Annotated in this window: 18 protein-coding genes; 12 read left to right on the forward strand and 6 right to left on the reverse strand. The window is 60.6% G+C overall.

Annotation, left to right across the window (positions count from 1 at the left end; all coding sequences use genetic code 11):
* Positions 1 to 28 precede the first annotated feature (28 nt).
* A complete protein-coding gene (regB, locus tag ACFQ3C_RS10810; RefSeq protein WP_380791574.1) occupies positions 29 to 1,426 on the reverse strand; it encodes a sensor histidine kinase RegB in 1,398 nt (465 codons plus the stop codon).
* A 95-nt stretch (positions 1,427 to 1,521) separates the two neighbouring features.
* Here regB and ACFQ3C_RS10815 point away from each other — a divergent pair, with 95 nt between their 5' ends.
* Both ACFQ3C_RS10815 and ACFQ3C_RS10820 read left to right on the forward strand, forming a co-directional pair.
* On the forward strand, positions 1,522 to 2,142 hold the full coding sequence (locus ACFQ3C_RS10815; protein ID WP_380791576.1) for an SCO family protein: 621 nt from the start codon (positions 1,522 to 1,524) through the stop codon (positions 2,140 to 2,142).
* Positions 2,143 to 2,243: 101 nt separating this feature from the next.
* The gene (locus tag ACFQ3C_RS10820; protein WP_380792127.1) at positions 2,244 to 2,795 is read left to right on the forward strand and encodes an ActR/PrrA/RegA family redox response regulator transcription factor; all 552 of its coding nucleotides are present in this window, start codon (positions 2,244 to 2,246) and stop codon (positions 2,793 to 2,795) included.
* Here the strand turns inward: ACFQ3C_RS10820 and ACFQ3C_RS10825 are convergent.
* Positions 2,784 to 3,131 (reverse strand): Hpt domain-containing protein, encoded by a 348-nt coding sequence (locus ACFQ3C_RS10825; protein WP_380791578.1) that lies wholly within the window; start codon positions 3,129 to 3,131, stop codon positions 2,784 to 2,786. The two genes, ACFQ3C_RS10820 and ACFQ3C_RS10825, sit on opposite strands and share 12 nt — an antisense overlap.
* Positions 3,132 to 3,282: 151 nt before the next feature.
* Between ACFQ3C_RS10825 and ACFQ3C_RS10830 the strand changes: the two genes are divergently transcribed.
* Positions 3,283 to 4,575: a PP2C family protein-serine/threonine phosphatase gene (locus ACFQ3C_RS10830; RefSeq protein ID WP_380791580.1), complete on the forward strand. Its 1,293-nt coding sequence runs from the start codon at positions 3,283 to 3,285 to the stop codon at positions 4,573 to 4,575.
* On the opposite strand, the gene ACFQ3C_RS10835 is transcribed toward ACFQ3C_RS10830, so the two are convergent.
* Complete coding sequence (locus ACFQ3C_RS10835) at positions 4,564 to 5,016, reverse strand: NUDIX hydrolase (protein WP_380791582.1); 453 nt, start codon at positions 5,014 to 5,016, stop codon at positions 4,564 to 4,566. The two genes, ACFQ3C_RS10830 and ACFQ3C_RS10835, sit on opposite strands and share 12 nt — an antisense overlap.
* Before the next feature lie 116 nt (positions 5,017 to 5,132).
* Here ACFQ3C_RS10835 and hslO point away from each other — a divergent pair, with 116 nt between their 5' ends.
* The 7 genes from hslO to ACFQ3C_RS10870 all read left to right on the forward strand — a co-directional run bounded on the left by hslO (position 5,133) and on the right by ACFQ3C_RS10870 (position 12,471).
* Positions 5,133 to 6,131: an Hsp33 family molecular chaperone HslO gene (hslO, locus tag ACFQ3C_RS10840; protein ID WP_380791584.1), complete on the forward strand. Its 999-nt coding sequence runs from the start codon at positions 5,133 to 5,135 to the stop codon at positions 6,129 to 6,131.
* Positions 6,121 to 6,720, forward strand: a complete 600-nt coding sequence (locus ACFQ3C_RS10845; protein WP_380791586.1) for a CoA pyrophosphatase — start codon at positions 6,121 to 6,123, stop codon at positions 6,718 to 6,720. Before hslO ends, ACFQ3C_RS10845 begins: the two co-directional genes overlap by 11 nt.
* Positions 6,720 to 7,874 carry a CCA tRNA nucleotidyltransferase gene (locus ACFQ3C_RS10850; protein ID WP_380791588.1) on the forward strand — a complete coding sequence of 385 codons (1,155 nt, stop codon included), beginning with the start codon at positions 6,720 to 6,722 and terminating at the stop codon, positions 7,872 to 7,874. Before ACFQ3C_RS10845 ends, ACFQ3C_RS10850 begins: the two co-directional genes overlap by 1 nt.
* A 99-nt stretch (positions 7,875 to 7,973) precedes the next feature.
* Positions 7,974 to 9,809 carry an ABC transporter ATP-binding protein gene (locus ACFQ3C_RS10855; RefSeq protein ID WP_380791590.1) on the forward strand — a complete coding sequence of 612 codons (1,836 nt, stop codon included), beginning with the start codon at positions 7,974 to 7,976 and terminating at the stop codon, positions 9,807 to 9,809.
* A 39-nt stretch (positions 9,810 to 9,848) separates the two neighbouring features.
* Complete coding sequence (locus ACFQ3C_RS10860; protein ID WP_380791592.1) at positions 9,849 to 11,072, forward strand: class I SAM-dependent RNA methyltransferase; 1,224 nt, start codon at positions 9,849 to 9,851, stop codon at positions 11,070 to 11,072.
* 34 nt (positions 11,073 to 11,106) lie between these two features.
* Entirely contained in the window at positions 11,107 to 11,886 is a 780-nt protein-coding gene (locus tag ACFQ3C_RS10865) for an ion transporter (protein ID WP_380791594.1), read from the forward strand.
* An 84-nt stretch (positions 11,887 to 11,970) separates the two neighbouring features.
* The gene (locus ACFQ3C_RS10870; protein WP_380791596.1) at positions 11,971 to 12,471 is read left to right on the forward strand and encodes a L,D-transpeptidase family protein; all 501 of its coding nucleotides are present in this window, start codon (positions 11,971 to 11,973) and stop codon (positions 12,469 to 12,471) included.
* A gap of 84 nt (positions 12,472 to 12,555) precedes the next feature.
* On the opposite strand, the gene ACFQ3C_RS10875 is transcribed toward ACFQ3C_RS10870, so the two are convergent.
* A complete protein-coding gene (locus tag ACFQ3C_RS10875; protein WP_380791598.1) occupies positions 12,556 to 13,068 on the reverse strand; it encodes a CAP domain-containing protein in 513 nt (170 codons plus the stop codon).
* A gap of 162 nt (positions 13,069 to 13,230) precedes the next feature.
* Here ACFQ3C_RS10875 and ACFQ3C_RS10880 point away from each other — a divergent pair, with 162 nt between their 5' ends.
* Together ACFQ3C_RS10880 and ACFQ3C_RS10885 are read left to right on the forward strand one after the other, a co-directional pair.
* Complete coding sequence (locus ACFQ3C_RS10880; protein WP_380791600.1) at positions 13,231 to 13,833, forward strand: L,D-transpeptidase; 603 nt, start codon at positions 13,231 to 13,233, stop codon at positions 13,831 to 13,833.
* A 137-nt stretch (positions 13,834 to 13,970) separates the two neighbouring features.
* Positions 13,971 to 14,153 (forward strand): hypothetical protein, encoded by a 183-nt coding sequence (locus ACFQ3C_RS10885; protein ID WP_068288458.1) that lies wholly within the window; start codon positions 13,971 to 13,973, stop codon positions 14,151 to 14,153.
* Between the two features lie 98 nt (positions 14,154 to 14,251).
* On the opposite strand, the gene hemH is transcribed toward ACFQ3C_RS10885, so the two are convergent.
* Both hemH and ACFQ3C_RS10895 read right to left on the reverse strand, forming a co-directional pair.
* A complete protein-coding gene (gene hemH / locus ACFQ3C_RS10890; RefSeq protein WP_380791603.1) occupies positions 14,252 to 15,334 on the reverse strand; it encodes a ferrochelatase in 1,083 nt (360 codons plus the stop codon).
* Between the two features lie 66 nt (positions 15,335 to 15,400).
* Positions 15,401 to 16,222, reverse strand: coding sequence for a methyltransferase domain-containing protein (locus tag ACFQ3C_RS10895; RefSeq protein ID WP_380791605.1), 822 nt, complete (start codon positions 16,220 to 16,222; stop codon positions 15,401 to 15,403).
* Positions 16,223 to 16,290 lie beyond the last annotated feature (68 nt).

The raw sequence follows: 16,290 nt of genomic DNA on the forward strand, positions 1-16,290 counted from the left end.
TTAGAGACCGCATTGCCGGATCAGATGGTCAGATATCAAGCAGGCGGTTCTGCCCCATTGGCGTCGCGTTGGCGGCATGGCGCGCGTCGATCTTGGCGCGCGGCCAGACAACCTCGACAATGGCGCCGCATTTCTGCGGCTGTTCCGTGCTGGCAAGATAGGGGTCGCGGCCATTGGCAAAGCTCAGCTCGGCACCCGACCGCTCCAACAGGGTCTTGGCGATGAACAGCCCCAGCCCCATGCCTTCGTATTCCGGGCGACTGGCGCGCTCTGGCTCGCTTCTGCGCAGCCGCATGAACGGGTCGCCGATCCGGCCCATGATATTGGCCGGATAGCCCATGCCGTCATCCATGATACGCACCGAAACGGTCTCATCGTCCCAGCGGGTTTCAACCCAGACATTGGCCCTGGCGAAATCGACCCCGTTCTGAATCAGGTTGCGAAGCCCGTGGACCAGATCGGGGCGCCGCAGAACCATTGGCTGGCTCTGGCTGTCCTCATGCGTCATGCCATCCTGAAAATGGATGTCCTTGCCGCGGTTCATATGCGGTGCCGCGGCTTCGCGCACGACCGTCCCAAGGGGCGCCTGGCGCAGCATGAGGTCATCCTTCCCCGCCCGCCCCATCGAGCGCAGGATGTCCCTGCACCTGTCCGCCTGTTCACGGATCAGGCGGGCATCGTCCTGAAGTTCGGGGAAGGCATCCAGCTCCTCGATCAACTCGGCGCTTGTCAGCTTGATCGTTGCCAGCGGGGTTCCCAGTTCATGTGCGGCCGCCGCCACCACGCCGCCCAGATCGGTCAGCTTCTGCTCGCGCGCCAGCGCCATTTGCGTGGCCTGCAAGGCATCGGACATGGAATGCATTTCCTGGGTAACGCGCCGGGAATAGAAACTCAGGAAAACCACCGCGATGGTGATGGCCACCCAGTTCCCGAAAACGAAGATGTCCGGCACTTCCAGCAGAAGGTCCTGCTCGGTCCGCAGTGGTATGTGAAATTCGGCCAGAAGGGTCACGGCCAGAATGGCGGTAATGCCCAGGAACACGGTCGAGCGAAGCGTCAGAACCAATGCCGATACCGTCACCGGCCCCAGGATCAGGATATAGAACGGGTTATGCAGACCGCCCGTCAGGTACAAGAGCAGCGCCAGTTGCAGCAGGTCGAACAGAACCATCAAAAGGTTCTCGGTCTCGGAGAGACGTTTGTTCTCGGGAAAAATGATCATCGCGATCAGGTTGCCCATGACCGACACGCTGACCACCAGAAGGCAAAGCCCCAACTCGATCTGAAGCTTGTATGCCTCCTGTGCGACGAAAAGCGCGATCAGCTGCCCGACGACAGCCGCCCAGCGCAACAGGATGATGGTGCGCAGTCGGACCCAGTTTCCGCGTTCGCGCCCCTTGAGCACGCCAAGCTGCATATCACTCATATGTGCCTATTCGTCCCGTTGCATGTCCGGCTCAAGTGGTAAATATGCACCCCGGCTGACCCAATAACCAGTGCTGCCGGAAAAAGGAGAACGTGATGTCTCGTATTTATGCCATCGCCGCGGTTTGTCTTGTCATTGCGATGACCGCAGGCGTTTTTGTCTATACGAGGCTTGCGGGAACGCCTGACAAGTTCGCGCAATGCCGCACGACGACCATTGCCGGCGGAACCTCGCAGATCGGGGGGCCCTTCACCCTTGTGGACGAGACCGGCAAGACAGTGACCGATGCCGATGTGATCGACATGCCGACCCTGATCTATTTCGGCTACACCTTCTGCCCTGATGTCTGCCCGCTGGATACCGTCCGCAACGCAGATGCGATAGACATCCTGCAAGAGCGCGGCTTGATGGTGAAGCCTGTCTTCATCTCGATCGACCCCGAGCGCGATACGCCCGAGGTCGTCGAAGCGTTCACGGCCAACCTGCATGAGCGCATGCTTGGCCTGACGGGTTCGCCCGAACAGGTGCGCGCCGCCAGCCGGGCCTACCGTACCTTCTATCAGAAACAGGAAGGCAACGATCAATATTATCTCGTGGACCATTCCACGATGAGCTACCTCGTTTTCCCCGAAGAGGGGTTCGTCGAGGTTTTTCAGCGCGCGCTGCGCCCGGACGATGTTGCCGACCGCATCCAGTGCTTTCTTGAAGCCCGCTGACAGTTTGTCCTGACATCACGGGAATGACAGCTTGGTTTGACGCCTGACAGGGCGCGCTATAATAGATTTGAGTAGCGTTGGCTGGATCAGGAGGCACGGGCGTGGCGGAAGACCTGCACGACATCGGGGAAGACAGAACACTTCTTCTGCTCGACGACGACGAGGCGTTTCTGAAGCGTCTTGCCAAGGCCATGGAAAAACGCGGCTTTGATGTGGAAACGGCAGGATCCGTTGCCGCAGGCAAGGCCATAGCCACGGCACGACCACCCGCTTACGCTGTCTGCGACCTGCGGCTTGAGGACGGCAACGGGCTTGATGTCGTCGAGGTGCTGCGCGTGAAGCGTCCCGATTGCCGTATCGTTGTGCTTACCGGATATGGTGCGATTGCAACCGCGGTCGCGGCGGTGAAGATCGGTGCGACGGACTATCTGAGCAAGCCGGCAGATGCCACCGACATCACCCATGCCCTGCTGGCGACCGGGGCAGATCTGCCACCGCCCCCCGAAAACCCCATGAGCGCGGATCGCGTGCGATGGGAGCATATTCAGCGTGTTTACGAACTCTGCGACCGCAACGTATCCGAGACCGCGCGCCGCCTGAACATGCACCGCCGCACCCTTCAGCGCATCCTGGCCAAGCGGTCACCCCGCTGAGGTCTGACCGGACAGTCGCGACTGGTATTCCGCGAGGAATGCGCGCCTTGCGCGTTCATATTCATCGACAAGTGCCATGATGTCGAACCTGTCGGCCTGCCCTGCGGAGGCCAGCAGTTCACCCCGTTCGCACAGCGTCGATACTGTGACAAATTCCAGATTGAGCATGCCACCCTTCAGAAAGTGAAGATCATCCGCCAGACGCGACATATCAGGATTGTCACGCAAACGGATCACGACACCCCCTGCTTCGGTCAGAAACAGGTCGATCACTTCGCCAAAGCAGTCTTGTCCAATCTCGTCACTCAGGTCTTGTGCGCGTGTCCAGTCGATCATCGCCCTCTCCTGTCGCCTGTCCCGCCGGGATGTGTCGAAAAGGTGTAGGCAGAAGACCTTAACATCATGTAAATATTATTTATTTTAACATTCAACAAGCGTTAGGATTTGCGTTTTACACGGGCTACTTTCAGCAAGAAGGCAGCCAGACGTGTCCGCCCAAGCGCAGCGTTCCCAGACCCCAGACAGCAACGCGACCCGGTCGCGTGAAAACCCCCTGCGCGTGCTTGTTGTGGATGACAGCGATCTGCAAAGGCTTATCCTGGTGCCCCTGCTGACACGCTGGGGTTTCCAGGTATCCCAAGCGGCCAGCGGGCACGATGCGCTTGCCCTGTGTGCAGCCGAACCGCCCGATCTGGTGCTGAGTGACTGGATGATGCCCGGTATGGATGGGCTTGCCTTTTGCAGGGCGTTTCGCGCCCTGCCGCGGGACGACTATGGCTATTTCATCCTGCTGACATCGAAAAGCGGCAAGGAAGACGTGGCGCTTGGTCTTGATTGCGGGGCTGATGATTTCCTGACAAAGCCGGTCAACCCGGCGGAACTGCGCGCCCGCATCAGCGCCGGTACGCGGATCATCGACATGCAGCGGCAACTGTCGGACAAGAACCGCCTGATCACCAGTACGCTTGCCGAACTTCAGGCGCTTTACGACGCGCTGGACACTGATCTTGCCGAAGCGAAAAAGCTGCAGCAGTCGCTGGTGCGGGAAAGATCGCATGATTTCGGCACGGCTCAGGTCTCTCTTCTCTTGCGATCCTCCGGTCATGTGGGGGGCGATCTTGTCGGGTTCTACCCCGCTGGTGAAACGCATGCGGGCCTGTTTGCCCTGGATGTGTCCGGCCACGGGATCAGCTCTGCGATGATGACAGCGCGACTGGCCAGCTACATGTCATCCTCGGCGCCGGAACATAACATAGCCCTGAACCGCAGCAGCGACGGTGCGCTGTCCCATTTGCCACCCGAGCAGGTTGTCGGATCGTTGAACCGCCTTGTTCTGGAAGAGGTGCAGACCGATCACTACCTGACCCTTTTTCTGGCAGATGCGGATCTGCAAACCGGTCGGGTCGTCATGGTGCAGGCGGGCCATCCGAATCCGATGATTCAACGCCGGGACGGAACGCTGGAGATTCTTGGCGCGGGCGGCCTGCCCGTCGGTTTGTTCGAAAGCGCCCTTTATCAGCAATTCGACTGCATTCTTGCACCCGGTGATCGATTGATCGTGCTGTCCGACGGGGTCGTCGAATGTCCCGACCTGCAGGATCGGCTATTCGGCAACGAAGGTGCGTCGCGGATGCTGGAAGAGCTGCGCCACATGGCTGGAACCGCCCTGCTTGAGGCCATGATCTGGCACCTGACGGAATATGCGGGCGGTCGCGACTTCCCCGATGACATCTCGGCTTTGCTGTTCGAATTCAAAGGTGGAACGCTGTCAGTTGCGTAAATGGCCTGATAGCAGGCGGCTGACGAAATGCCGGTCTCCGGCATTCCCCAGCTTGCTGGCAGCGATATCTGGCGGCATCCACAGCGCGGTATGGCCCGCCTCGCTGGGTGGCCCGATCCGGCGCACGGGACGGGCCAGATAGATCATGCAGAGCTTTTCAGCCCACAGATCGTATTCGGGCATATAGGTGAAACGGCGGAACGTGCCGATACGGCGCGGGGTCGCGATGCTCCAGCCGGTTTCCTCGAAAACCTCGCGATGCAGGGCGGCCACAGGCGACTCTCCGGGATCGATCCCGCCGCCGGGTAGTTGGAATTCCGGCAAGGGGTCCGCCTGATGCGTCAGTAAAAGGTGCGCGCCGCGCAACAGGATCGCGTAGGCGCCCGGTCTGCGCTTGTAGCTTTGCCCCGTGCGGGGCGTTTCACCGAACCGTCTGATCATCATGTCACCTTTTGCACAAGCCCTGCGCGCAGCGGGTGGCAGCCATTCCCTTGGTGCCCGCCTTGCCCCGCCTATATACACGGGGTATGCCAAGAGACGGCTCGTAAGGAAACCCCATGACACTTGGATCAAAAATCGCCTGGGACGATACGGTATTGCCGTTCCAGTTGGACAACTCGGATATCAGGGGCCGTGTCGCGCGGCTGGACGGGGTGCTTGATGGTATCCTGAAACAGCATGACTACCCGCCGGTGGTCGAGGCGCTTGTCGCTGAAATGGCCCTGCTGACCGCATTGATTGGCCAGACCGTCAAGCTGCGCTGGAAATTGCAGCTTCAGGTTCAATCCAAGGGGCCTGTGCGGATGATCGCCACGGATTACTACGGACCCACCGAAGAAGGTGAATCCGCCCGTATTCGCGCCTATGCCAGCTATGACGCGGACCGGCTGACCGATGGCGCACCTTTCGATCAGATTGGCAACGGTTACTTCGCCATCATGATTGACCAGGGCCATGGCATGACCCCTTACCAGGGTATCACGCCCCTGGCGGGCGGTTCACTGGCCAGTTGTGCCGAGGCCTATTTTGCCCAGTCAGAGCAGCTGCCGACCCGCTTCGCCCTGAGCTTTGGCAAATCGACCGAGCGCGGCGTCAAGGAATACTGGCGCGCCGGCGGGGTGATGTTGCAGCATATGCCCAAGGCATCACCCTTCGCCAAGGGGTCCGAGGCGACTGGCGATGACGGCCTGCTGCATGCCCGTGACCTGGTGGATGGTGAGGATGGCGAGAACTGGAACCGCGCAAATCTGCTTCTCGATACGGTCGAAGATCTGGAGCTGGTGGGCCCGCGCATCTCTCCGACCGATTTGCTGATCCGCCTTTTCCACGAAGAATCGCCGCGTGTGTTCGACGCGCAGCCCGTGCGTTTCGGCTGTACCTGTTCCGAAGATCGTGTGCGGCAAAGTCTGTCGATCTATTCGTCCAAAGATATCAAAACGATGACCACGGAGGATGGGCGCGTGACAGCCGATTGCCAGTTCTGCGGCGCCCATTACGATCTGGACCCGAAAACACTGGGCTTCGAGGCCGGAGGGACGGACGGGGATGCGGACTGATCCTCTTGATCGGGTTATCGACGCATTGCGCCGCGAGGGGCGTCCGTCTTCCGATTTTGACCTCAATCCGGATGTGATCCTGCCAGAGGGCCGGCCGCTGCGTGCGGCCGGCGTTCTTGTTCCGCTGATCGAGCGGCCGTTCGGCATGCAGGTCATCCTGACCAAACGATCATCCGCCCTCAAGCATCATCCGGGACAGATTGCCTTTCCAGGCGGCAAGCAGGACGAGGGCGATGCGGATGTCATCGCCGCAGCCCTGCGCGAGGCCGAGGAAGAAATTGCGCTGGACCGCGCCAATGTCGAAGTTCTTGGCACCATGCCCGCGCATGAAACCGTGACGGGCTTCATCGTGACGCCGGTTCTGGCGCGTGTGCTTGCGCCTTTCGACCCGCGCCCCGAACCCGGCGAAGTGGCCGAAGTATTCGAAGCACCCCTGGCCCATGTGACGGATCCTGCGCGCTTCATCATCCAGTCGCGGCGCTGGCGCGGGCAAAGGCGGCATTATTTTACCGTGCCCTATGGTCCCTATTACATATGGGGCGCGACCGCCCGTATTCTGCGCTCGCTTGCGGACAGGATGCAGGGCTGATGCGGATCGCGGCGGACTGGATCACGGCAGATCACACGCAGGCCGTCTGCGCGATGCTGACGCAGGCCGGTCACCGGGCGCTTTTCGTGGGCGGATGCGTGCGAAATGCGATTATCGGCGCCCCTGTCACCGATATCGATATCGCGACCGATGCTCGTCCCGAAGTGGTGATGGAGCTGGCCAAGGATGCTGGTCTGCGCCCGGTGCCAACCGGGATTGATCATGGAACGATTACGGTGATCGCAGGCGGAATACCGCATGAGGTCACGACCTTTCGACGTGATGTCGAAACCGACGGCCGCCGCGCTGTCGTGGCTTACTCCAGCCGGGTCGAGGATGATGCGCGCCGTCGGGATTTCACCATGAATGCGCTTTACGCCGATCCTTCAGGTATGGTGCTTGATCCGCTTGGCGGCCTCACCGACCTGATGGCCAGAAGGGTGCGCTTCATCGAGGATGCGGCAGCCCGGATCGCAGAGGATTATCTGCGGATCCTGCGCTTTTTCCGGTTTCATGCCTGGTATGGCGACGACACCGAAGGTCTGGATCAGCACGCCTTGTCGGCAATAGCCGAAGCCACTGACGGATTGGGGCAACTGTCGCGCGAACGTGTCGGCGGCGAGATGCGAAAACTGCTGTCTGCACCTGATCCTGCCCCGTCGGTTGCGGCCATGCGGTCCTGTGGTGTGCTGACACGTATCCTGCCTGGTGCGGAGGATCGCGCCCTGGCCCCGCTTGTGCATCTTGAACAGTCAGCAGGCATGGCGCCTGACTGGCTGGCACGCCTTGCCGCCATGACCGGCGCCGAAGCCGCCGCGCGCCTGCGATTGAGCCGCGCCGAAGAAATCAGGTTGTGCCTGTTGCGTGACGGGATGGGATCGGCGCGCGGTGCGGCAGAGTTGGGGTTTCGCCATGGTGTCGATGATGCCCGCGCCATTTTGGTGTTGCGCGCTGCCGTGATGGGTCAACCGCTTGACCCTGCAAGCCTCAGCCGCGTGGAAGAAGGGGCGGCGGCCGTATTTCCCCTGCGCGCGGCTGATCTGATGCCAGCATTCAATGGTCCCGCCTTGGGCCGCGAACTGGAACGGCTGAAGCTGCGCTGGATCGAATCGGGTTTCAGTCTGACACGCAAGGATCTGCTGGAACGCGGCTGATCCCCCTCAAGCCTTGCGGCCTGCCGCGATTGCGGGTTTCTTGACCGCTGATCCATCGGGCTAGGTTCTTGCCTGACCTCAATGACTGAAAGACCCAAGATGCAATCCGCAACCCGTATCGATCCTTTCCAGCCTGCCGAAGGACCACCGCCACAGGCGCTGGGCGCGTTCTTTCGCTGGGCGCTGGCCGGGTCGTGGCCTGCGCTATGGGTCGCCGCAGCACTATCGGCGATTGCGGGCGCGCTTGAAGCCGGGACTGCGCTGATCCTTGGCATGGTGATCGACGGCACGGTTGCCAGCGGGCCGGACATGTTTTTCAGCGCGTCCAACATGGCCATGATCCTGGGCGCTGTCGGGTTCTTCCTGATCCTGCGACCGTTGGCCTTTGGCCTGTCATCGGCAGCCAATTCGATCATCGTGCAGCCGAATGTGAATCCCCTTGTCCTCAGCCGGTTACACCGCTGGACGCTGGGGCAATCGGTCAAGTTCTTCGACGATGACTTTGCGGGCCGCATCGCGCAGAAACAGATGCAGACCGCGCGCGCAATCACGGATGTCGCGGTTGAGATGATCAACGTTGTCGCCTTCGCCCTGGCCTCGTTGATCGGATCGGTATTCCTGCTGCTGGCAATCGATGCGCGCGTCGCGCTGGTCTTTGTCATCTGGCTGGTGGCCTATTTCATGCTGATCCGCTGGTTCTTGCCGCGCATCCGCGAACGTGCCGGAAAGCGGGCGGGCGCGCGTGCGATGGTGTCGGGCCAGGTGGTGGACACGATCACCAACATCAAGACGGTCAAGCTGTTCGCCCATGCCGATCACGAGGATCGCGCCGCGCTGGGCGCGATGCAGCGGTTCCGCGACACGTCGCTGCATTTCGGCAAGCTTTCTGCGGTGTTTCGGGTCGCCCTCATGACTCTGGCGGGGATCCTGCCTGTCCTGCTGATCGGCGGCACGCTCTTGTTCTGGTCGCAGGGCACCGCAACCGAGGGCGATATCGTCGCTGCGGGCGCGGTTTCAATCCGCATTGCCCAGATGACTGGCTGGGTCAGTTTCACCTTGATGGCGATCTATTCCAACATCGGCGAGATCGAAGACGGCATTCATACGCTGACACCTCGCACCCGGCTGGATGACGATGCCGCCGCAAGTGAATTGCAGGTGCCCGAAGGGCGTATCAGCTTCCAGGATCTTGGCTTTGCCTATGGGCGGGATGCCGGCGGTATCAGCGACATCGACCTTGAGGTGAGTCCAGGCGAAAAGCTGGGGATCGTCGGCGCCTCTGGCGCGGGCAAATCGACACTGGTGGCCCTGCTTTTGCGGCTTTACGACCCCGAGCAAGGGCGCATCCTGATCGACGGGCAGGATATTCGCGACGTGACGCAGGAAAGCCTGCGTCGCAAGATCGGGATGGTGACGCAGGAAACCGCGATGTTCAACCGGTCTGCCCGCGACAACATCCTTTATGGCCGCCCGGACGCCACCGAGGCGGAAGTGATCGCCGCAGCCCAAAAGGCCGAGGCGCATGAATTCATCAAGGATCTGCAGGATCACAAGGGACGGCGCGGCTATGATGCCCACCTGGGCGAACGTGGCGTGAAACTGTCCGGCGGGCAGCGTCAGCGCATCGCGCTGGCCCGCGCCATTCTCAAGGATGCGCCGATCCTTGTGCTGGACGAGGCGACCAGCGCCCTGGACAGTGAAGTCGAAGCCTCGATCCAGACCGCGCTGGAGCGTGTGATGATCGGCAAGACCGTGCTGGCGGTGGCGCATCGGCTGTCGACGATCAGCCAGATGGACAGGATCGTCGTGCTGGATGCAGGCCGGATCGCGGAACAGGGTACACATGATGATCTGCTGGCGGGGGGCGGGCTTTATGCACGCTACTGGAATCGTCAGTCCGGCGGCTTCATCGGACTAAGGGACGCCGCGGAATAGGGCTTTATGCAAGTCGCGCGCCGGGGTATCCCGCGCCCCATGACAGAATATCGCATCATCCGCTTGGGGCATCAGGGCGACGGGATCGCCCTGGGTCCTGTTTTCGCCTCCATGACCCTGCCCGGCGAGGTCGTCACCGGCACATTGACCGGCGACAGCCTGACGGATGTGAAGATCATCACGCCATCGTCGAATCGTGTGGCCGCACCCTGCCGGCACTACAGGTCCTGTGGCGGCTGTCAGGTCATGCATGCGTCTGATGACTTTGTGGCTAACTGGAAAACCGATGTGGTGCGTGCGGCCTTGTTCGCCCAAGGGATCGAAACCGAGTTTCGCCCGATCCTGACGTCTCCGCCCCGGTCACGGCGGCGCGCGTCCCTTTCGGCGCGGCGCACGAAGAAAGGCGCGCTGGCAGGTTTCCATGCCCGGGCGTCCGACACGCTGATCGAAATCCCCGATTGCCAGTTGCTGCTGCCCGAGCTTCTGGAGGCGTTGCCCCTGTCCGAGGCGCTGGCGATCATCGGTGGCAGCCGCAAGGGCGAGCTGACCGTTCAGGTCACGCAGAGCGAGGGCGGCCTGGATGTGATGGTCACGGGTGGCAAACCCCTTGATGGTCCGCTGCGCGTCGCATTGGCAGCCGAGGTGGAGCGTTTCAGACTGGCCCGGCTGGTCTGGGAAGACGAATTGGTGGGCATGCGCCTGCCTCCAGTGCAGCGCTTTGGCCCTGCACGGGTTACACCGCCGCCGGGCGCGTTCCTGCAGGCGACGGCCGAGGGCGAGGCGGCGCTGCTTGCGGCCGTGACCGAAGCAGTGGGCGGCGCCGCGCGGATCGTCGATCTGTTCGCCGGTTGCGGCACCTTCAGCCTCCCCCTGGCCGCCAGTGCCGAAGTTCACGCGGTCGAAGGGGATGCAGCGATGGTGAAGGCGCTGGATCAGGGCTGGCGGCAGGCCGAGGGGCTGAAACGCGTGACCGCCGAGGCGCGCGATCTGTTCCGCCGCCCTTTGCTGCCGGACGAGTTGAAGCGTTACGATGCCGCCGTGATCGACCCGCCCCGCGCCGGCGCCGAGGCGCAAGTACATGAACTGGCGCAGTCCCGCATCGGGCAGATCGCCTTCGTGTCCTGCAACCCCGTAACCTTTGCGCGTGATGCAAAAATCCTGCTGTCGGAAGGGTATCGCCTGGAATGGGTGCAAGTCGTGGATCAATTCCGCTGGTCCACTCATGTAGAGCTTGCGGCGGCCTTCAAGGCCCCACATATCTGACGCCGCGCAGACCCACTTCCAACCGGAGCGAGTGATGATTTTTCGGACGAAACTGGCCGAATGGCTGGCCAAACCCCTGGTGACCAATTTCGTGATCGCGGTCATCCTGGTGAACGCGGTGACGCTTGGCCTTGAAACATCCCAGCCGGCAATGGAAATGGCCGGACCGCTGATCCTTGCGATTGACCGAATCTGCCTGTCGATTTTCGTGATCGAGATCGTTCTCAAGCTGATCGCGCACGGGCGTCACTTTTTCCGGTCGGCCTGGAACCTGTTCGACTTCGTGATCGTGGGTATCGCGCTTGTGCCGAATGCACAGGGCATGTCGGTTCTGCGGGCGCTGCGAATTCTGCGGGTCCTGCGTGTCATCTCGGTCGCGCCGCGCCTGCGCCGCGTGGTCGAGGGGTTCATTACCGCGCTGCCGGGCATGGGCAGCGTGTTTCTGCTGATGGCGATCATTTTCTACATCGGCTCGGTCATGGCGACAAAGCTGTTTGGCGCCAGTTTTCCCGAATGGTTCGGCACCCTGGGCCGCAGCGCCTATTCACTGTTCCAGATCATGACGCTGGAAAGCTGGTCCATGGGCATCGTCCGCCCCGTGATGGATGTTTATCCCTACGCCTGGGCTTTCTTCGTGCCGTTCATCCTTGTCACGACCTTTGCGGTCGTAAACCTACTGGTCGGCCTTGTTGTGAACTCGATGCAGGACGCGCACCAGGAAGAAAGCAACGAGAAAACCGACGCCTATCGCGATGAAGTCCTGACCCGGCTGAGGGCGATCGAGGACAGGATGAACGCCCGCGACAAGGTGTAACGCTTTCGCCATCAAGCCGATTAAGCCTATCTGCGGGCCGTGTTTGCGTGTATCTATTTGCCTAAAAAAGAAGATCGAGCAGATATGTTAGACAGGCGTTTCTTTCTTTTGGCGCTACCCTTCGTGCTGTCCGCCTGTGCGGGCGGCCCGTCGAAGTTCAAGGTATACAAGGGTCCACCCGTGACCCGTATCCTTGTCTTCAAGCAGGCCCGCCGCATGCATCTGATGCATTTCGACCGGCCTCTTGCGTCCTATGACATCCACCTTGGATTCGCGCCTGTCGGGCACAAGGAATTCGAAGGAGACGGGCGTACGCCCGAAGGCGAATACATCATCGACAGACGCAACCCTGACAGCCGTTTTCATCTGTCCTTGGGTGTTTCCTATCCGAACGAAGCCGATATTGCCCGCGCGAAGGCGGCCGGGCGTGATCCCGGGGGCGACATCTTCATTCATGGCCGCCCGAAACGCTGGCAGAACGGCAAGAACGATTGGACCTGGGGCTGTATTGCCGTCACTGACGAGGAAATGGAGATTATCTATTCCATGGTCCGGGACGGCACGCCAATCTCGATCTTTCCGTGAAACCGCGTGCTTTTTCGTAAAGAAACCCCGGACACGGTCCGGGGTTTTCTCAAGAAGTGACGAACAGGTTGGCGGGAACCGGCGTCAGTTGCCCATCACCATGGTCCACCAGATCTTGCCATTCGCTTCCTGATACCAGGCAAAACCCATATTGCGCGCGGCCGGTTCCAGGATCACGCGACGGGTGTCCGGCGCGTCCATCCAGGCTGCAAGGGTCTCAAGCTCGGTCTCATAGGTTTCCGATATGGTCTCGCCCAGCAATTGGCCCGCATAGCCTGCCCGCTTGACCCGGTCGATTGGCGACGATCCATCGGAACCGAAATGCCAGGGTCTGTTCTGGACAGACATGTCGCGGGCATGGGTGGCGGCTGCGGCCGTCAACGGTGCGTTCAATTCGACCGGGGGCGCGCCTGCCGCTTGCCGCAGCGCGTTCACGGAATCAAGCATGCGAAACTGTATTTCGGCCGCGTCTCCTGCCGAGATCCGGTAAACGCGCGGCAAGGGGCGTCCGTCAGGCCCAAGGCTCGGGGCCGGCGGAGCAGCGCAAGCGGCCAGAAACAGCGAAGTCGTTGCAAAAATGACGGCAAGTCTGAACATGTGAAGTTTTCCCGGTCTGACTTGCCTGCTTTATCCCGCCGAAACCGCATATTAAACCCACTTCGGCGTGACTGCGCCAAATGACGCCGGTTTGATTTGCGACTGCGTCTTTCACGCAATAAGATCGCGCCGTCGACAGTCTTTCTGTCTTGGAGTTTTTTGATGACTGATAACCGTGGAAATGCCTTCAACAGGCGCGTCTTTCTTGCCGGAAGCGCGTCGCTTCTTGCAGCACCGGCTCTGGCCCAGAACGTGAACGGCGCCGATACAGTCGAGGTGGAGCGTGATCTGTCGCAGGTCGTGCGTCGAAATGCGTCGAGCTTCCGTACACTCGATTGGCGGCCCTATTTCTCGGATCTGCGCAACGGTGCGGTGCTTGTGGATATCGATTCGCGCGCGCTGCACTTCTGGACCGATGATGGCGCGACCTACAAACTTTACCCGTCCAGCGTGCCGCTGTCCGAAGATCTGACCCGGCGCGGCCGTACCTCTGTCATTCGCAAGGTCGAAGGTCCCAGCTGGGCGCCGACCCCTTCCATGAAAGAGCGCAATCCCGAGTGGCCCGATTTCGTGCCCCCCGGCCCCGATAATCCCCTGGGTACGCATGCGCTGTATCTGAGCTGGACCTACTACCGTATCCATGGAACCCACGATACCCGGAAAATAGGGCGGCGATCCTCCAATGGATGCATCGGTCTTTACAATGAGCACATAGCCGAATTGTATGAAATGACCAAAGTTGGGACGCAAGTGTTGCTAATTTGACGACATTCTCGGACAGCTCTGAAAACAGGTGCGTGCAGATTTGCAATTGCGTTGGATTACTGCTTAAGACAATAGTACGAGGTACGTCTTGGGTGCTTGGTGTGCTTTGCACGCCAGCCTATTATCTGGAGGTTAACATGAAGAAACTCGTTCTCGCTGCCGCTGTAACCGCTGCCGCTTCCACCGCCTACGCAGGCAACATGGCTGAGCCCGTTATGGAAGCTCCGGTTGTTGTCGAAGAAACCGCTGGCTCCTCGGGTGGCGGCGTTCTGGTTCCCCTGCTGATCCTGGCAGTGGTCGCAGCAGCAGTCGCAAGCTGATTTCAGCTGAAGACTAACAAAGAAAAAGGCGGTGTTTTCACACCGCCTTTTTTATTTGTCTCGGAATAGCCGCGGAATGCAGCAAGGGCTGGACTATATCAATCCAGCCAGCCCTTCAGATTGTCTTCGATGACTGCGCTCAATGCCGCGATATGCGCGTCATCATCGTTGAGGCAGGGAATATAGGTGAAGTGATCGCCGCCCGCTTCTTCGAAGCTTTCCTTGATCTCTTCGTTGATCTCTTCAAGCGTTTCGATGCAATCGGCCGAAAATGCGGGTGCAATAACCGCAATTCTCTTTTTGCCGTCTTCTTTGGCAAGGCGCGCCACTTCTTCGACAGTATAGGGCTTCAGCCATTCTTCAGGACCGAATCGTGACTGGAACGTCGTCACGATTTGCGTCTTGTCCCAGCCCAGCCGTTCCATCAACAGCCGCGTCGTCTTCTGGCACTGGCAATGATAGGGATCACCCTCCATCAGGTAGCGCTTCGGAACGCCGTGGTATGAGCAGACAAGCACTTCGGGCTTGTGCTCTTCCTGGGCATAGGCGCGCTCCACCGATTGGGCCAGCGCCTCGATATACAGCGGATGCTCATAGTAGGGATCCACGATTCGCGCTGTCGGCTGCCATTTTTCTTCCATCAGGCACCGGAAGAACTGATCGTTCGCCGTGGCCGATGTGGCCCCCGCGTAATGCGGATAAAGCGGGAAGAACAGGATTTTGCGGCAACCCGCATCAACCATTGCGCGGACCTTCGACTTGGTCGAGGGATTGCCATAGCGCATGCAGAAATCCACCATCACCTGATCGCCATAGCGCGCTTTCATCGTTTCGGTGATCTTGGCTGTCTGATCCTTGGTGATCGTCATCAAGGGGCTTTCCCCCTTGTCGTGATTCCAGATGGATTCGTAGTTCTTGCCGCTGCTGAAGGGCCGCTTGCTGAGGATGATCAGCTGCAAGAGCGGCTGCCACAGCCATGGGCTGTAGTCGATCACGCGCCGGTCCGACAGGAACTCGTTCAGATAGCGTCGCATGGACCAGTAATCGTAGTTGTCAGGTGTCCCGAGATTGGCCAGCAATATGCCCACCTTTCCCATGGCCACCTTCGGGTGGTCAGCAGGCGACATCGGCGGCCTTACGGCGTTTGTCTGGTTCGTTTCGGTCGAAGTGGCGTCCAGCATCTGGGCCCTCGTTCATCTTGAATTTTGAATGGGTCAGCAGGGGACATAAAGGTTCTTGGCGGATCGTCAATCTTGCAGCTTCGATTCGATGCTTCCAAGGGCATCCGCAAGCCGTGTCTGCGCACTTCCCGGGCGCAAAGGCTTGGGTTGGTTTTCATCAGGCGCCCAACCGCTGAGGAATATCATTTCAAAGGTCGCGGGAATCCGCCCCTCGGCATCGGCATGTTGCTCGACATAGATCCTTGCCGCCTCGTTCAGAACCGCGCGGCGGGTGGGGTGGCGCAGACGCGCCTCTAGTGCGTTGCCCTCGCCCATGGCGCGCAGATCCCGCATCAACGCGAAGGGATCGGAATAACTGACCGTCAGGCTGACGCTGTCCGCAACCGGAAGGGCAAGCCCGGCGCGCTGCAACAATCCGCCCAGATCGCGGATCTCGGCCATGGGCAGGATTCGCGGGGACAACCCGCCCGTGACGCGCGCCTCGGCCTCGGCCAGGGCGCTTCGCAATTCATGCAGGGTCAGTCCGCCAAACAGCGACACCAGGCAAAGACCATCCGGGCGCAATGCGCGCCGCGCCTGGATCAGTTGCCCCACCGGATCGCTGGCCCAGTGCAGGGACAGGGCGTGTATCACAAGGTCATGTGCGGCTTCCGGCAAATCAAGCAGGTCTTCATCCGCGACGATTCGCGCATCCGGCATGAGGGGCTGCCAGACCTGGGGAAGACCTGTCACCACTGCGGGGTTCGTAAATGACCTGTTAACCAGTTCCAGGCGATCCTTGATCTCTGCGGCGGCGTCTTGCTGCAGGAACAGGGCCGGGTTCCGCGCCGCGCGGTTGCGGTTGCGGGTCAGGGCCCTGCGATCGGTCAGTCTGGGTGTCTGGATCATCAGCGGGATATAGGCGGATGGCGGGAAAGTTTCAAACGGCGTTGCGCCTTGTCTACCCGCCCCGGTGC

The organism is Seohaeicola saemankumensis (genome assembly GCF_042678485.1).
GTDB lineage: Bacteria > Pseudomonadota > Alphaproteobacteria > Rhodobacterales > Rhodobacteraceae > Seohaeicola > Seohaeicola saemankumensis.

Excerpts from the sequence above, each read along its gene's own strand:
- ACFQ3C_RS10835 (WP_380791582.1), bottom strand. The coding sequence starts at position 5,016 with ATGATCAGACGGTTCGGTGAAACGCCCCGCACGGGGCAAAGCTACAAG.
- ACFQ3C_RS10855 (WP_380791590.1), top strand. The coding sequence starts at position 7,974 with ATGCAATCCGCAACCCGTATCGATCCTTTCCAGCCTGCCGAAGGACCA.
- ACFQ3C_RS10895 (WP_380791605.1), bottom strand. The coding sequence starts at position 16,222 with ATGATCCAGACACCCAGACTGACCGATCGCAGGGCCCTGACCCGCAAC.
- ACFQ3C_RS10880 (WP_380791600.1), top strand. The coding sequence starts at position 13,231 with ATGACTGATAACCGTGGAAATGCCTTCAACAGGCGCGTCTTTCTTGCC.
- ACFQ3C_RS10815 (WP_380791576.1), top strand. The coding sequence starts at position 1,522 with ATGTCTCGTATTTATGCCATCGCCGCGGTTTGTCTTGTCATTGCGATG.
- ACFQ3C_RS10875 (WP_380791598.1), bottom strand. The coding sequence starts at position 13,068 with ATGTTCAGACTTGCCGTCATTTTTGCAACGACTTCGCTGTTTCTGGCC.
- ACFQ3C_RS10845 (WP_380791586.1), top strand. The coding sequence starts at position 6,121 with ATGCGGACTGATCCTCTTGATCGGGTTATCGACGCATTGCGCCGCGAG.
- regB (WP_380791574.1), bottom strand. The coding sequence starts at position 1,426 with ATGAGTGATATGCAGCTTGGCGTGCTCAAGGGGCGCGAACGCGGAAAC.
- ACFQ3C_RS10825 (WP_380791578.1), bottom strand. The coding sequence starts at position 3,131 with ATGATCGACTGGACACGCGCACAAGACCTGAGTGACGAGATTGGACAA.
- ACFQ3C_RS10850 (WP_380791588.1), top strand. The coding sequence starts at position 6,720 with ATGCGGATCGCGGCGGACTGGATCACGGCAGATCACACGCAGGCCGTC.
- hslO (WP_380791584.1), top strand. The coding sequence starts at position 5,133 with ATGACACTTGGATCAAAAATCGCCTGGGACGATACGGTATTGCCGTTC.
- ACFQ3C_RS10865 (WP_380791594.1), top strand. The coding sequence starts at position 11,107 with ATGATTTTTCGGACGAAACTGGCCGAATGGCTGGCCAAACCCCTGGTG.
- ACFQ3C_RS10870 (WP_380791596.1), top strand. The coding sequence starts at position 11,971 with ATGTTAGACAGGCGTTTCTTTCTTTTGGCGCTACCCTTCGTGCTGTCC.
- hemH (WP_380791603.1), bottom strand. The coding sequence starts at position 15,334 with ATGCTGGACGCCACTTCGACCGAAACGAACCAGACAAACGCCGTAAGG.
- ACFQ3C_RS10860 (WP_380791592.1), top strand. The coding sequence starts at position 9,849 with ATGACAGAATATCGCATCATCCGCTTGGGGCATCAGGGCGACGGGATC.
- ACFQ3C_RS10885 (WP_068288458.1), top strand. The coding sequence starts at position 13,971 with ATGAAGAAACTCGTTCTCGCTGCCGCTGTAACCGCTGCCGCTTCCACC.